The 13823-nt window shown below is 67.0% G+C and carries 16 protein-coding genes; 10 read left to right on the top strand and 6 right to left on the bottom strand.

Features of this window, described 5'->3' with window-relative positions; genetic code table 11:
- Position 1: 1 nt before the first annotated feature.
- The 4 genes from R5H19_RS14510 (at position 2) to tpx (ending at position 2401) form a co-directional block, all read left to right on the top strand.
- Positions 2–766 carry a formylglycine-generating enzyme family protein gene (locus tag R5H19_RS14510; RefSeq protein ID WP_318159745.1) on the top strand — a complete coding sequence of 255 codons (765 nt, stop codon included), beginning with the start codon at positions 2–4 and terminating at the stop codon, positions 764–766.
- Positions 767–776: 10 nt separating this feature from the next.
- Complete coding sequence (locus R5H19_RS14505) at positions 777–1349, top strand: SCO family protein (RefSeq protein WP_318159744.1); 573 nt, start codon at positions 777–779, stop codon at positions 1347–1349.
- 87 nt (positions 1350–1436) lie between these two features.
- Positions 1437–1874 carry a hypothetical protein gene (locus tag R5H19_RS14500; RefSeq protein WP_318159743.1) on the top strand — a complete coding sequence of 146 codons (438 nt, stop codon included), beginning with the start codon at positions 1437–1439 and terminating at the stop codon, positions 1872–1874.
- Between the two features lie 26 nt (positions 1875–1900).
- Positions 1901–2401 (top strand): thiol peroxidase, encoded by a 501-nt coding sequence (tpx, locus tag R5H19_RS14495; RefSeq protein WP_318159742.1) that lies wholly within the window; start codon positions 1901–1903, stop codon positions 2399–2401.
- Between the two features lie 53 nt (positions 2402–2454).
- On the opposite strand, the gene R5H19_RS14490 is transcribed toward tpx, so the two are convergent.
- Together R5H19_RS14490 and azu are read right to left on the bottom strand one after the other, a co-directional pair.
- Entirely contained in the window at positions 2455–2862 is a 408-nt protein-coding gene (locus R5H19_RS14490; RefSeq protein WP_318160202.1) for a group III truncated hemoglobin, read from the bottom strand.
- Positions 2863–2965: 103 nt separating this feature from the next.
- Complete coding sequence (gene azu / locus R5H19_RS14485) at positions 2966–3412, bottom strand: azurin (protein ID WP_318159741.1); 447 nt, start codon at positions 3410–3412, stop codon at positions 2966–2968.
- A 142-nt stretch (positions 3413–3554) separates the two neighbouring features.
- Here azu and fdxA point away from each other — a divergent pair, with 142 nt between their 5' ends.
- On the top strand, positions 3555–3878 hold the full coding sequence (gene fdxA / locus R5H19_RS14480; RefSeq protein ID WP_318159740.1) for a ferredoxin FdxA: 324 nt from the start codon (positions 3555–3557) through the stop codon (positions 3876–3878).
- A gap of 153 nt (positions 3879–4031) precedes the next feature.
- Here the strand turns inward: fdxA and gap are convergent, their stop codons facing one another.
- A complete protein-coding gene (gap, locus tag R5H19_RS14475) occupies positions 4032–5039 on the bottom strand; it encodes a type I glyceraldehyde-3-phosphate dehydrogenase (protein ID WP_318159739.1) in 1008 nt (335 codons plus the stop codon).
- Positions 5040–5202: 163 nt separating this feature from the next.
- Here gap and R5H19_RS14470 point away from each other — a divergent pair, with 163 nt between their 5' ends.
- From R5H19_RS14470 to R5H19_RS14455, 4 genes are all read left to right on the top strand, one after another.
- A complete protein-coding gene (locus R5H19_RS14470) occupies positions 5203–6021 on the top strand; it encodes a S1/P1 nuclease (protein ID WP_318159737.1) in 819 nt (272 codons plus the stop codon).
- 86 nt (positions 6022–6107) lie between these two features.
- A complete protein-coding gene (gene pyk / locus R5H19_RS14465) occupies positions 6108–7580 on the top strand; it encodes a pyruvate kinase (protein WP_318159736.1) in 1473 nt (490 codons plus the stop codon).
- 116 nt (positions 7581–7696) lie between these two features.
- Positions 7697–8137 carry an energy transducer TonB gene (locus R5H19_RS14460; protein WP_318159734.1) on the top strand — a complete coding sequence of 147 codons (441 nt, stop codon included), beginning with the start codon at positions 7697–7699 and terminating at the stop codon, positions 8135–8137.
- A gap of 137 nt (positions 8138–8274) precedes the next feature.
- Entirely contained in the window at positions 8275–9279 is a 1005-nt protein-coding gene (locus tag R5H19_RS14455) for a class I fructose-bisphosphate aldolase (RefSeq protein ID WP_318159733.1), read from the top strand.
- Positions 9280–9364: 85 nt separating this feature from the next.
- Here R5H19_RS14455 and R5H19_RS14450 read toward each other — a convergent pair whose 3' ends face one another.
- The 3 genes from R5H19_RS14450 to R5H19_RS14440 all read right to left on the bottom strand — a co-directional run bounded on the left by R5H19_RS14450 (position 9365) and on the right by R5H19_RS14440 (position 11527).
- Positions 9365–9943 carry an outer membrane beta-barrel protein gene (locus tag R5H19_RS14450; RefSeq protein ID WP_318159732.1) on the bottom strand — a complete coding sequence of 193 codons (579 nt, stop codon included), beginning with the start codon at positions 9941–9943 and terminating at the stop codon, positions 9365–9367.
- 178 nt (positions 9944–10121) lie between these two features.
- Positions 10122–10721 carry a porin family protein gene (locus R5H19_RS14445; protein ID WP_318159731.1) on the bottom strand — a complete coding sequence of 200 codons (600 nt, stop codon included), beginning with the start codon at positions 10719–10721 and terminating at the stop codon, positions 10122–10124.
- Between the two features lie 173 nt (positions 10722–10894).
- Complete coding sequence (locus tag R5H19_RS14440; protein ID WP_318159730.1) at positions 10895–11527, bottom strand: porin family protein; 633 nt, start codon at positions 11525–11527, stop codon at positions 10895–10897.
- A gap of 224 nt (positions 11528–11751) precedes the next feature.
- On the opposite strand from R5H19_RS14440, the gene tkt reads away from it, so the two are divergent.
- Positions 11752–13761 (top strand): transketolase, encoded by a 2010-nt coding sequence (tkt, locus tag R5H19_RS14435; protein WP_318159729.1) that lies wholly within the window; start codon positions 11752–11754, stop codon positions 13759–13761.
- Positions 13762–13823 lie beyond the last annotated feature (62 nt).

The following is a 13823-nucleotide window of genomic DNA, read 5'->3' as shown; positions in this document are numbered from 1 at the left end:
CATGCGCGCAGGTCTGGCACTGGTCATGTTCGGCCTGATGCTGGCACTGCCGGCAGCGGCGGCGGACTACGCCGCCCTGCCGGGAGGCAGTTTCACCAGCGTGCTGCCGGCCGACGGCAAGGCAGCTGCAGCGCAGGTCGCGCCGTTTCGCCTGCGCACCGAGCCGGTCACCAATGCCGAGTTCCTCGCATTCGTGAAGACTCACCCCGAATGGCGGCGCGACCGCGTCGCCCGCATCCTCGCCGACCAGCGTTACCTCAGCCACTGGGCCGACGCCGAGACGCTGGGCAGCGAGGCGTTGCCGCGCCAGCCGGTGACCCGGGTCAGCTGGTTTGCCGCCCAGGCCTACTGCGAGAGCGAAGGCGCCCGCCTGCCCAGCTGGTACGAGTGGGAGTACGCGGCGGCGGCCGATGCCACCCGCCGCGACGCGCGCAGCGATCCGGCCTGGCGCGAGAACCTGCTGGCCTGGTACTCGCGGCCGTCCAATGCGCCGCTGCCCGACGTCGGCGGCGCGCCCAACGCCTATGGAGTGCGTGACATCACCCAGCCGGTGTGGGAGTGGGTGGACGACTTCAACGCGCTGCTGGTGGCCAGCGACAGCCGCGACCAGAACGATCCCGACGTGCTGAAGTTCTGCGGCGCCGGCGCGGTCAGCCTGCAGGAGAAGGAGAACTACGCGGTGCTGATGCGCATCGCCATGCTCTCCGCGCTGAAGGCCGCCGACACCACCAACAACATGGGCTTCCGTTGCGCGAAGCCCGAATGAGGAACGCGTCATGAAGCGCCTGCTGTCCCTGTTCGCGATGCTCCTGCTGCTCGGCAGCGCCCGGGCGGCCACGCCGCTGCCCGGCGACTCCGTCTACAACCTCAAGGTGCAGCTCACCGATCAGGACGGCCGCCAGCAGACGCTGGCCGATCGGCGCGGCCGTCCGCAGCTGGTGACCATGTTCTACACCTCGTGCCAGATGGTCTGCCCGATGATCATCGACAGCCTGCGGCTGACCCGCAATGCGTTGGATCCGGCCACCCGCGCGCAGATCGACCTGCTTGCGGTGAGCATGGACCCGGCCAGGGACGACGTGGCCACGCTGAAGAGCTATGCGGAGAGGCGCAAGCTGGATCCGCGCATCTGGACCCTGGCACGGGCCGAGCCGGCACAGGTGCGCCAGCTGTCCGGCGTGCTCGGCCTGCAGTACCGGCAACTGCCCGACGGCGAGTTCAACCACTCCAGCGAGCTGATCCTGCTCGACGCCGACGGCCGCATCGCCGCGCGTACCGCGCGGATCGGCAAGCTCGATCCCGAGTTCGTGGAGGCGATCCGCAAGCTGGTTGCGCAGCCGCACGGCTGAGGCGACCGCCTTCCGCGGCCTGATCCAGGTCAGCGCGGCCCGTGGCGGTCGCGCGCAGACTTGCGCGAGAGCTTCGGGAGATTCCGCATGGCGGCCTGGTATCCGTGGATCGTGCTGGTGCACCTGGCCTGCGCCATCGTGTTCGTCGGTGCGGTGACGTTCGAGGTGCTGGTGGTCGAGTCGCTGCACCGGCATTTCGACGCGGCGGTCATGCAGCGCATCGAGCAGGCGATCATGGCGCGGGTGCGCCGGTTCATGCCGGTGATCGTGGTGCTGCTGTTCGCCAGCGGCTTCGTGCTGTTCGACCTCCGCTGTGATGGCCTGGCCTGCGTGGGCAGCCGCTTCGGCAACTGGCTGCTGCTGAAGGCGCTGTTGGCGTTCGGCGTGCTCGGCGTGTTCGTCAACGCGATGTGGGCGATGCGCAGCGGCAAGATGGACGTCTGCCGGTTCCGGCATACCCATCGCGTCGTGCTGGGCCTGATGGTGGGCATCGTCTTCCTGGCCAAGACCATGTTCTACTTGTAGCCATCCATCCACACACGAGGTGCACGATGTCCCATGTCACGTTCAAGGGCCAGCCGGTCAGCGTCGACGGCCAGTTTCCCGCGGTAGGTTCGACCGCGCCGGCATTCAGCCTGGTCGGCGGCGACCTGTCCGACGTGGCGCTGTCCGGCTACGCCGGCAAGCGCAAGGTGCTGAACATCTTCCCCAGCGTCGACACCGGCGTGTGCGCCGCCTCGGTGCGCCGCTTCAACGAGCTGGCCGGCAAGCTCGACAATACCGTGGTGCTGTGCATCTCGGCCGACCTGCCGTTCGCGCAGGCGCGCTTCTGCGGCGCCGAGGGACTGGACAAGGTGACCAACCTGTCGCTGATGCGCGGTCGCCAGTTCCTCAACGACTACGGCGTGGCGATCGCCAGCGGCCCGCTGGCCGGACTGGCCGCGCGCGCGGTGCTGGTGCTGGACGGCCACGACAAGGTGCTGCACGCCGAGCTGGTCAGCGAGATCGGCCACGAGCCGAATTACGACGCGGCGCTGAAGGTTCTGGCCTGATGCCCATTTCGTAGGGCGGGCCGTGCCCGCCCTGCGGTGCGTGCCATCCCGCGTCAGCGGCGGATACCCACGATCGGCACGCCGAACGGTTGCGCCTGCGGGTGCAGGCCGAGCCCCAGCTTGAGGCTGTGGCCGATGCGTTCGGCGTATCCCAGCATCAGTGCGGCGCTGGCCTCGTCCAGTTCCTCGGCGGTGGTCTCGCGCCACAGCGCCAGCCAGCGGTCGAAGTGCTCGGCGCGGATCGGGTGCGGCCGGTGCGCGCCCATCGGGTTGCCGCGGTAGCTGCCGGCGCGCAGCGCCACCGAGGCCCAGAACGAGGTCAGCAGGAGCTTGTGCTCGTCCCAGTCGTGCACGGCGGCGTTGAAGATCGGCCCGATCTGGGCGTCGTGCCGCACTTTTTCGTAGAAGCGGTCGACCAGCCTGGCGATGGCCGGCTCGTCCAGGGGTGATGACGGGTTCATGCGGGACATTGTGGATCCGTGCGCGGAACGATGTGCAAGTTTGCCGGCAACAAAAAAACGCATCCGGCCACGAGCAGCCGGATGCGTCAGTAGTCCGAGAGGCTTACTTGCCCAGGCTCAGCGTGCCCTTCATCAGCGCGGCATGGCCGGGGAAGGTGCAGAAGTAGGCGTACTGCTCGCCCGCCTTGAGCTTGGCCACGTCGATGGTGGCGGTATCGGATTCGCCGCCGCCGATCAGCTTGGTGTGCGCGACGATGCGGGCGTCGCCCGGCTTCTCGTAGCTGTTGGCGGCGCCGGCCTTCATGCCGTCGGCGATCACGCCGGACTCGTCGGCGCTGTGCGACAGCACCCAGTTGTGGCCCATCGCGGTGACCGGCAGCTTGCCGGTGTGCTTCAGGGTGACCTTGAAGGTCTTGCAGGTCTTCGGCACGGTGATGGTTTTGGTATTGAACTGCATGGCGTCGTTGGCTTCGACCGTGGTGGCGCACTCGGCGGCCATCAGCGGGGTGGAGAGCAGGCCGAGCAGGGCGAGGGCAATCAGTTTGCGCATGGTGTCGCTCCTTGGAGGGGACGTGGGATTCGGGAGAATTCTGCGTGGGCCGCGACGGTGGCACACTGATCTGGGTCATGGCCGCGGCAGCGGTTGCCGCGGACACTGTAGTCACCGCGGTGAGGCCGTGGAAGGAGGCACGATGACGCACGTCGTCACCGAAAACTGCATCAACTGCAAGCACACCGACTGTGTCGAAGTGTGCCCGGTGGACTGCTTCCACGAGGGTCCGAATTTCCTGGTGATCGATCCGGACGAATGCATCGACTGCACGCTGTGCGTGGAGGAATGCCCGGTCGGCGCGATCTTCCCCGAACTCGACGTGCCGGCGGGGCAGGAGGTGTTCCTCTCGATCAACGCCGAACTGGCCAGGGAATGGCCAGTGCTGACCAGCAAGATCCCGTCGATGGAAGACGCCGACAAGTGGGACGGCGTGCCGGACAAGCTGCCGCTGCTGCAGCGCTGAATTGCCTGCCCTTGTAGGAGCCGCTCGCGGGCGATGCTCTTGAAGCCGGGAATCGGGAATCGCGGGATCAGCAGCGTCGCCCGCGAGCGGGCTCCTGCAGAGGGGGCAAAAAAAGCCGGGCAGTGCCCGGCTTTTTTTTCGTGTCGTGACGGGTCAGGCCTGTTTCGCCACCACCCGCACCATTTCCAGGCACTTGTTCGAGTAGCCCCACTCGTTGTCGTACCAGCTGACCAGCTTGACGAAGCTGTCGTCCAGCGCGATGCCGGCGTCGGCGTCGAAGATCGAGGTACGTGCGTCACCGCGGAAGTCGGTGGCCACCACCTTGTCCTCGGTGTAGCCCAGGATGCCCTTGAGGGCGCCCTCGCTCTGCGACTTCATTTCGGCCTTGATTTCCTCGTAGGTCGCCGGCTTCTCCAGCTCCACGGTCAGGTCGACCACCGACACGTCCGAGGTCGGCACGCGGAAGCTCATGCCGGTGAGCTTCTTGTTGAGCTCGGGGATCACCACGCCGACGGCCTTGGCCGCGCCAGTGGAGGAGGGGATGATGTTCTCCAGGATGCCGCGGCCGCCGCGCCAGTCCTTGTTGCTCGGGCCGTCGACGGTCTTCTGCGTGGCGGTGGCGGCGTGCACGGTGGTCATCAGGCCGCGCTTGATGCCCCACTTGTCATTGAGCACCTTGGCCACCGGCGCCAGGCAGTTGGTGGTGCAGCTGGCGTTGGAGATGATCGCCTCGCCCTTGTAGGTCTTGTCGTTGACGCCGTAGACGAACATCGGCGTGTCGTCCTTGGACGGCGCCGACAGGATCACTTTCTTCGCGCCGGCGTCGATGTGCTTCTGCGCCGCTTCCTTGGTCAGGAACAGGCCGGTGGACTCGATCACCACCTCGGCGTTCACCTCGTTCCACTTCAGGTTGGCCGGGTCGCGTTCCTGGGTCAGGCGGATGCGCTTGCCGTTGACCACCAGGTGGTTGCCGTCGACTTCCACCTCGCCATCGAAGCGGCCGTGCACGGAGTCGTGCTTCAGCATGTAGGCCAGGTAGTCCGGCTCCAGCAGGTCGTTGATCGCCACGACCTCGATCTCGTTGCCGAAGTTCTGCACGGCTGCGCGCAGCACGTTGCGACCGATGCGGCCAAAGCCGTTGATGCCGACCTTGATGGTCATGGGGGAACGTCCTCCTGGGGCGATTGGGATATTGCGATGGCGGATGGCAACCGCGGGCCGCGGTGCCGTATTTCAACCGTCGAATCTTACAATGAATGCGCCCGGGCCGCCCGCGTCCGGGCGCCGCTATGGCAGACTGCGGCTATTTGCGCCGGTAGTCAGCATGCCTGTTTCGATCCGTCCGTTTGTCTTCGCGTTGGCCATGGTCATGGTCGCGCCCATGGCCCGTGCCTGGGGGCCGCTCGGCCACAGCGTCGTGGCCGAACTGGCGCAGCGCCACCTGAGCCCGGCTGCCGAGGCCGAGGTGGAACGCCTGCTGGCGCCGGAGCACACGCGCGCGCTGGCCGACGTGGCCAACTGGCCCGACCAGATCCAGAACGACCCGGCACAGGCGGCGCTGTGGAAACAGACCCGCGGCCAGCACTACGTCAATTTCCGCGGCGGCAGCGCCTGCGACTACGTGCCGCCGCGCGACTGCCGCGACGGTCGCTGCGTGGTGGGCGGCCTGCAGCATTACGTGGACGTGCTGGCCGATCGCCGCCAGCCGGACGCCGCCCGACGCGAGGCGCTGAAGTTCGTGGTGCATTTCGTCGGCGACATCCACCAGCCGCTGCACGCCGGTTATCGCGACGACAAGGGCGGCAACAACCATCAGGTGCAGTTCGACGGCAAGGGCAGCAACCTGCACAGGGTATGGGACTCGGGCCTGCTGTCGAGCCGCGGCCTCGACTGGCGGGCTTATGCGCAGGTGCTGGATGCGGCGCCGCCGGTGCGCCTGCCGGCGCCGATCGCGCCGCTGGACGACCCCTACGCGCAATGGGCGGAGGAGTCCTGTCGGATCACCGCCGAAACCGGCTTCTATCCGGCCGGGCACAAGCTCGGTCAGGACTACGCAGCGGCGTGGCGGCCAGTCGCCGAGCAGCGTCTGCGTGAGGCCGGGCGACGGCTGGCGGCGGTACTCAACCTCGCGCTGGCGAAGTAGCTGCATCTGCGCAGCTGCGCACACTGGCGGCATGCATACGAATGCAGTGCGATGGCGTGCCGCGCAGCATCTGCTAGCCTCGACACATGAACGAGAATCCCCTGCGTCGTACCAAGATCGTCGCCACCCTCGGCCCCGCCACTGACGTGCCGGGCATGCTTGAACGGATCATTGCCGAAGGCGTCAACGTCGCCCGCCTGAATCTCTCGCACGGCCAGCCGGACGATCACCGTGCCCGAGCCAGCGCGGTGCGCGCCGCGTCGCTGGCGACGGGGCGCGAAGTCGGCATCCTGGCCGACCTGCAGGGGCCGAAGATCCGCATCGAGACGTTCGCCGACGGTCCGGTGGAGCTCGTCGAGGGCGCGTCGTTCGTGCTGGATTGCCGTCCCGACGCGCCGCCCGGCGACGCGACCCGCGTCGGCGTGAGCTACTACGGCCTGCCGCACGACGTGCACGCCGGCGACGTGCTGCTGCTGGACGACGGCCTGATAGCGCTGAGCGTGCACGAAGTGGCTGGCGCCGAAGTGCGCTGCAAGGTGCTGGTCGGCGGCAGGTTGTCCAATCGCAAGGGGCTCAACCGGCAGGGCGGCGGACTGTCGGTGACGGCGCTGTCGGACAAGGACAAGGCCGACATCAGGCTGGCCGCCGAGATCGGCGCCGATTTCCTCGCGGTGTCGTTCGTGCGTTCGGCCGAGGACATGCATCAGGCCCGCCGCCTGCTGCACGAGGCCGGCGGCAGCGCGGCGCTGGTGGCGAAGATCGAGCGCGCCGATGCGATCCAGGTGCTGGGCGAGATCATCGACGCCAGCGACGTGGTGATGGTGGCGCGCGGCGACCTCGGCGTGGAGATCGGCGACGCCGAGCTGCCTGGCCTGCAGAAGAAGATCATCCGCGAGTCGGTGCAGCGCAACCGTGCGGTGATCACCGCCACGCAGATGCTGCAGTCGATGGTGCGCTCGCCGATCCCGACCCGCGCCGAAGTGCTCGACGTGGCCAACGCGGTGATCGACGGCACCGACGCGGTGATGCTGTCGGAGGAAACCGCGGCCGGCGCGCACCCGGACAAGGCGGTGGCGGCGATGCGCCGGATCTGCCTCGGTGCCGAGCGCCAGTTCGAGTCCAAGGAAGACCTGGCCGGCGCCAGCCATCAGATGAGGCGTACCGACCAGGCGATCGCGCTGGCCGCGATGGTGCTGGCCGGCCAGCTCGGCGTACGCGCGATCGCGGCGCTGACCGAATCCGGCGCCACCGCCCAGTGGCTGTCGCGCTACCGCAGTGCGGTGCCGATCTACGGCATGTCGCCGTCCGCCGCTGCGCGCCGCCGCATGCAGGTGCTGCGCGACGTGCATCCGGTGGCGTTCAGCCACGGCGAGAAGCAGAGCATGGCCGCCTCCACCCGCGCCGCGGTGCGACTGCTGTTCGAGCAGGGCAAGCTGGTCGAGGGCGACAGCGTGGTGATCACCTACGGCGATCGCGTCGGCCATGTCGGCGGCACCAACACGCTGAAGCTGCTCTGGGTCGGCCCCGACGGCACGATCGAGAGCCCGCGCGACCTGTGAGGCGCGGGCAGGCGCGGATGGCTGACGCTCGGCTGTCCGGCCAACGGGCCCCGACTGGTGCCGGGCGGCAATGCCGCTACACTTCCTCCCGTCCCGTCCGGTCGAGGAGTTGTCCCATGAAATCCGCGTCCCGCCTGTTTCGTCAGAGCCTGCCGTTGTTCCTGGCATTGGGTTTCGTCGCGCCGGCATCGGCGCAGGTGCGCAGGATCGACCAGCAGGACCTGTACCGTTACTGGATCCTGCTCAATACCCAGGTGAAGATGGATGTGCCCAACAGCGGCCTGAACCTGGACAAGCCCGGTTGCGCGGCGGTGACCTATACGATCGGTTCCGATGGCGTGCCGATGAATGTGCAGGTGGCCAAGGTGGCGCCGAAGAGCGATCTCGGCCCGGCGGCGCGCAGCGCGGTCTCCAATTTCCGCTATGGCCCGTCGCTGACCAACCGTATCAGCGAGCCGGTTGCCACCTACTACGTGGTGCCGTTCAACGCGCCCAAGGACCCGGCCCAGCGCCAGCAACTGCTGGACCAGTGCAAGCTGCCCGGCTACGTCCCCTGAGCCGGCCCGGCCGCGCCGCGGCTGGCGCCTGTGGCCGCCGATCTGGCCTATAATCGCCGTTTTGGATCGCGCCGCTTCGGCCCCGAGGCGGCTTCAACCACGTGCCGGCAAGCCACGTCCGGCACCACGGAGTCGTCATGAGTATTGAAGATCTCGAAAGCATCGCCCTGGCGATGGTCGCGCCCGGCAAGGGCATCATCGCCATCGACGAGTCGACCAACACCATCCGCAAGCGCTTCGAGGCCGTCGGCATCGAGAACACCGAGGAAAACCGCCGCGCCTACCGTGAGCTGCTGCTGACCACGCCGGGCCTGAACGAGCACATCTCCGGCGCGATCCTGTTCGACGAGACGATCCGCCAGAAGACCAGGGATGGCGTGCCGTTCACCGAGGTGATGAAGAAGCACGGCATCATCCCCGGCATCAAGGTCGACAAGGGCCCGCAGCCGCTGGCCGGCTTCCCCGGCGACGTGGTCACCGAAGGCCTCGACGGCCTGCGCGAGCGCCTGCAGGAGTACGCGAAGCTGGGCGCCCAGTTCGCCAAGTGGCGCGCGGTGATCAACATCTCCGAGGAAAACCCCAGCTCCACAGCGATCGAGGCCAACTGCCACGTGCTGGCCCGCTACGCCGCGCTGTGCCAGGAAGCCGGCCTGGTGCCGATGGTCGAGCCGGAAGTGATCATGGATGGCGACCACACCATCGAGGTCAGCTACGAGGTGCATGAAGCGGTGCTGCGCAGCCTGTTCAATGCGCTGTACGAGCAGAACGTGATGCTGGAAGGCACCATCCTGAAGGTCAGCATGGTCATTCCGGGCAAGGACTGCGACGAACAGGCCGATGTCGAGGAGGTCGCCGAAGCCACCGTGCGCGTGCTGAAGTCCACCGTGCCGGCCTCGCTGCCGGGCATCGTGTTCCTCTCCGGTGGCCAGACCGACCAGCAGTCCACTGCCCATCTCAACGCGATGAACCAGATCGGTCCGCATCCGTGGCCACTGTCGTTCTCCTATGGCCGTGCCATGCAGCAGGCGGCGCTGAAGCTGTGGTCGAAGGACATGAAGGCGAACTACGCCGAAGCGCAGAAGACCGTGTACGCCCGCGCGCGCGACAACGGCCTGGCCGCGCTGGGGCAGTGGAACGGCTGACCGCGCTGGAGCGCGAGGTCAGCTAGTGGAAGAGGGCGCCTGATGGGCGCCCTCTTTGCTTCACGCAACCGGTTCCTGCCGGATGTCAGAAGCGGTACTCGGCACTCACCGTGTAAATGCGGTTGCCGATGTCCAGCCCCTCCTTGGAGATGCTGTAGTAGTCGAAGTTCGCACCGATGCTCCAGCTCTTGTTGATGTCGTAGCCTGTGCCGACGCCTGCATACCAGCCCAGTGACTGCCTGCTGGCCCGGTCGTCGAACGGGTAGGCCGGGTCGCTGGAGCGCAGCTTGGCGTGCAGTTTCCAGACGAAGGCGCCGCCGCGAGCGGAGACGTACCAGGCGTCGGTCGGGTTGAAATGCCCATTGATGCCTGCGGTCCAGCCGTCGCCGGAGAGCTTCGCGTAGGTAGTGGCATCGCGGTAGCTGACGCTGCCGAGGTTGGTGTAACCCGCCTCGAAACCGATGAACTGGGTGCGGTAGCCGGCGTTGAGGATGACCGCCGTGCCATGATCGCTGCCGAGGTCGTAGCTGTCGAACGTGGCGTGGTAGCTCACGCGACCGGCACCGAGGTTCACGAAGCCGCCGGTGAGATCCTTCGCCTGCACGCTGGCGGCACCCAGCGTCGAACCGGCCAGCATGGCCAGCGTCAGTAGTGTCTTTTTCATCGGAACCCCCTGTTTTGGTTTTTGATCTTTCCTGCTGATGTCTTGTCGCGCCGCGATGGCGCGGCATCAGCCGCCCGTGTTTGGGCGGCGCATATTGCGCACAAAAAAGGAGACGCCCTGGGGCGTCTCCTTTTTTGTAAGCGAACATCCCGACGTGGCGTCGGAATTCACCGTTGGCTCAGAAGCGGTATTCCGCGCTGACCGAGACCATGTCGGTGCTCAGGTTCACGCGGTCCTTCTTCGCGTCGTAATAGTCGTAGTTCAGGCCGACGCTGACGTTGTTGCTGAAGTCGTAACCCACGCCGGCACCGGCGTACCAGCTGGTGTCGTCCAGACCCTTGCGGACCGGGTTGACGTCATTGCTGAGGCCGTGGCCCTTCCAGCCGTAGAGGCCGGTGCGTGCGCTGACGTACCAGTTCGGGCTGACGTTAAAGTGGCCGTTTACGCCGGCGGTCCAGCCATGCAGGTTCGACTTGCCGCGGTCGACCACCGGCTGGCTGTTGAAGATGTTCTTCGGGTGGATGTTGCCCAGGTCGTTGTAGCCCGCCTCGACGCCCAGCGCGACCGACGGGTTCACCGCCCAGCGGTAGCCGCCGTTGACCCCGTAGCCGGTGGTGGTGTCGTCGTACGGGCCATGGTTCAGCGAGGCCTGGCCGACGTTGCCGTTGATGAACCAGCCGCCCTTGTCAGTGGAGGCGCTCTGCGCGAACACGGCGGGAACGACCATCAGGCCGGCGGAAGCGAAGGCAAGGGCGAGCAGGGTCTTTTTCATTTTCATGGGGTGTTTCTCCGGTTGTTGTCTTGGCAGCGGTCCTGAGGGGGAATGGCCGCTGCTGGCGACGCCCCGCCCGTACGGCCGGCGGCATCTGGTTAGTTAGATGGGTTGCGGTCCGGAAGATTCAATACCGATCAGTTCAGTATTAAGCCGGGGTTAATCCGGGGCCGGCGGGTTCAGAAACGGTATTCGGCAGTCAACGAGGCGGTATCGGTGCTCAGCTTGATGTGGTCCTTGTTGGCCCGGTAGTAGTCGTACGACAGGCCCAGGCCGAAGTGCTCACTGAAGTCGTAGCCGGTACCCACGCCGGCATACCAATCGACCCGGTCCAGCTTGTGCCGGTTGATGTCCTGGTTGGCGTAGCCGTGACCCCGCCAGCCGTACACGCCGGTGCGGCCACTGACGTACAGGCCCTGCCACACGTTGATCTTGCCGTTGACGCCGGCGGTCCAGCCGCGCAGTGCTTGGCGCTGCGAGGTCAGATTGACGTCGTTGCTGTTGAAGGCGTTCTTCAACTTGAAGTTGCCCAGGTCGTTGTAGCCGGCTTCTACGCCCAAGCCCAGGTCCGGGCCGACTTTCCAGCGGTAACCGCCGCTGAGCGCGTAAGTGGTCGGGTGGTTGTCGTACGGGCTCACGCGCATGTGTGCCTGGCCGACGCTGCCGTTGATGAACCAGTTGCCGCTGCCGACCGGCTGGGACGGCTGGAAGTCGCCGCCTGCGGCCGGGGTGGCCTGGCTGTCCTGCGCGAAGGCGGGCAGGGAGCACAGGGCGGCGGAAGCGAAGCCAAGGGCGAACAAAGTCTTTCTCATGGGGTACTCCTCTTTTTTGAGCCGGGCCGGCGGTTCTGCGAAAGGACGCGCGGTCGGGCGGCGCCTGGGGATGGCACCGCGGGGCGTAGTGATAAGGGGGCGAGGCTGAAGCCCGCTGAACCGTATGGTCCGGGGTTAAGCGGCGATTAATTCGCTGGTCGCGAGCGACAGCCGGTGGCCAGATCGGCGACAATGCATGTTTTTGCACCTTCGGAGGCTGCCCGATGACCACCCGCCGCGAACTCGCCAATGCCGTGCGCGCCCTTGCCATGGATGCCGTGGAGGCGGCCAAGTCCGGTCACCCGGGCATGCCGATGGGCATGGCCGATCTCGCCGAGGTGCTGTGGAACGACTTCCTGAAGTTCAATCCGGCCAACCCGAAATGGTTCAACCGCGATCGCTTCGTGCTCTCCAACGGCCACGGCTCGATGCTGCAGTACGCGCTGTTGCACCTGAGCGGCTTCGACCTGCCAATGGAGCAGCTGAAGCGCTTCCGCCAGCTCCATTCGAAGACCGCCGGCCACCCCGAAGCCAGCGAAACCCCCGGCGTGGAGACCACCACCGGACCGCTCGGCCAGGGCCTGGCCAATGCGGTCGGCTTCGCGCTGGCGGAAAAGGTGCTGGCGGCGCATTTCAACCGCCCCGGCCACGACGTGGTTGATCACCACACCTACGTCTTCCTCGGCGACGGCTGCCTGATGGAGGGCATCTCGCACGAAGTCGCTTCGCTCGCCGGCACCTGGGGCTTGGGCAAGCTGGTGGCGATCTACGACGACAACGGCATTTCGATCGACGGCGAGGTACACGGCTGGTTCACCGACGACACGCCGGCGCGTTTCGAGGCCTACGGCTGGAACGTGATCCGCGGCGTTGACGGGCACGATGCCGAGGCGATCAAGCAGGCGCTCGCCAAGGCCGCCGCACAGCACGACAAGCCCACCCTGATCTGCGCGAAGACCATCATCGGCTTCGGCGCACCGAACAAGCAGGGCAAGGAGGAAAGCCACGGCGCCGCGCTGGGCAAGGACGAGATCGTCGCCGCCCGCGCGCAGCTCGGTTGGAACCATGCGCCGTTCGAGATCCCGGCCGAGATCTACGCCGGTTGGGACCACAAGGCCAAGGGCGCCACCGCCGAACAGGCCTGGAACGATGCGTTCGCCAGGTACGCCGCCGCGCATCCGGAACTGGCCGCCGAGTTCAAGCGCCGCATGCGCGGCGAGCTGCCGGCCGACTGGGCGGCGAAGTCGCAGGCATTCATTGACAAGCTGCAGGCCGATGGCCCCGAAGTGGCTTCGCGCAAGGCCTCGCAGATGAGCATCGAGGCGTTCGCGCCGCTGCTGCCGGAACTGATCGGCGGCTCGGCCGACCTGGCCGGCTCCAACCTCACCAAGTGGAAGGGCAGCCTCGACGCCGCCACCGGCAACAGCGCGGACGGCAAGGGCAACTACGTCTACTACGGCGTGCGCGAGTTCGGCATGACCGCGATCGCCAACGGCCTGGCCCTGCACGGTGGCTTCATCCCGTACGACGCCACCTTCCTGGTGTTCTCCGACTACGCGCGCAACGCGGTGCGCATGAGCGCGCTGATCCCGGCGCACGCGATCCACGTCTACACCCACGACTCGATCGGCCTCGGCGAGGACGGCCCCACCCACCAGCCGGTCGAGCACATGGCCAGCCTGCGCTACATCCCGAACAACCAGCTGTGGCGCCCGTGCGACGCGGTGGAATCGGCGGTGTCGTGGAAGGCGGCGATCGAGCGCAAGGGTGCGCCGTCGTGCCTGGTGTTCTCGCGCCAGAACCTGAAGCACCAGCAGCGCAGCGCGCAGCAGGTGGCCGACATCGCGCGCGGCGGCTACGTGCTGTCCGATCCGCTGGACGCGAAGTTCCAGGCCATCCTGATCGCCACCGGCTCGGAAGTGGAGCTGGCGATGGAAGCTTCGCGCGCGCTGGCGCAGCAGGGCGTGGCCGTGCGCGTGGTGTCGATGCCGTGCACCGAGGTGTTCGACGCGCAGCCGCTGGAATACCGCGAGGGCGTGCTGCCTTCCTGGTGCCGTGCACGTGTGGCGGTGGAAGCGGCCAGCGCCGACTTCTGGTGCAAGTACGTGGGCCTGGACGGCGAAGTGGTCGGGATGGCCTCGTTCGGTGCGTCGGCGCCCGCGCCGCAGCTGTTCGAGCACTTCGGTTTCACCGTGGCGCACGTGGTCGACGCGGTGAAGCGCACCATCAAGTAAAGCGGAATGTCCCGTGTAGGAGCGCACCCTGTGCGCGTATGCTCTTCGTCACGTGACGGGAA

The organism is Rhodanobacter sp. KK11, from assembly GCF_033345435.1.
Lineage (GTDB): Bacteria > Pseudomonadota > Gammaproteobacteria > Xanthomonadales > Rhodanobacteraceae > Rhodanobacter.
This window is presented reverse-complemented; position numbering and strand designations above follow the sequence as displayed.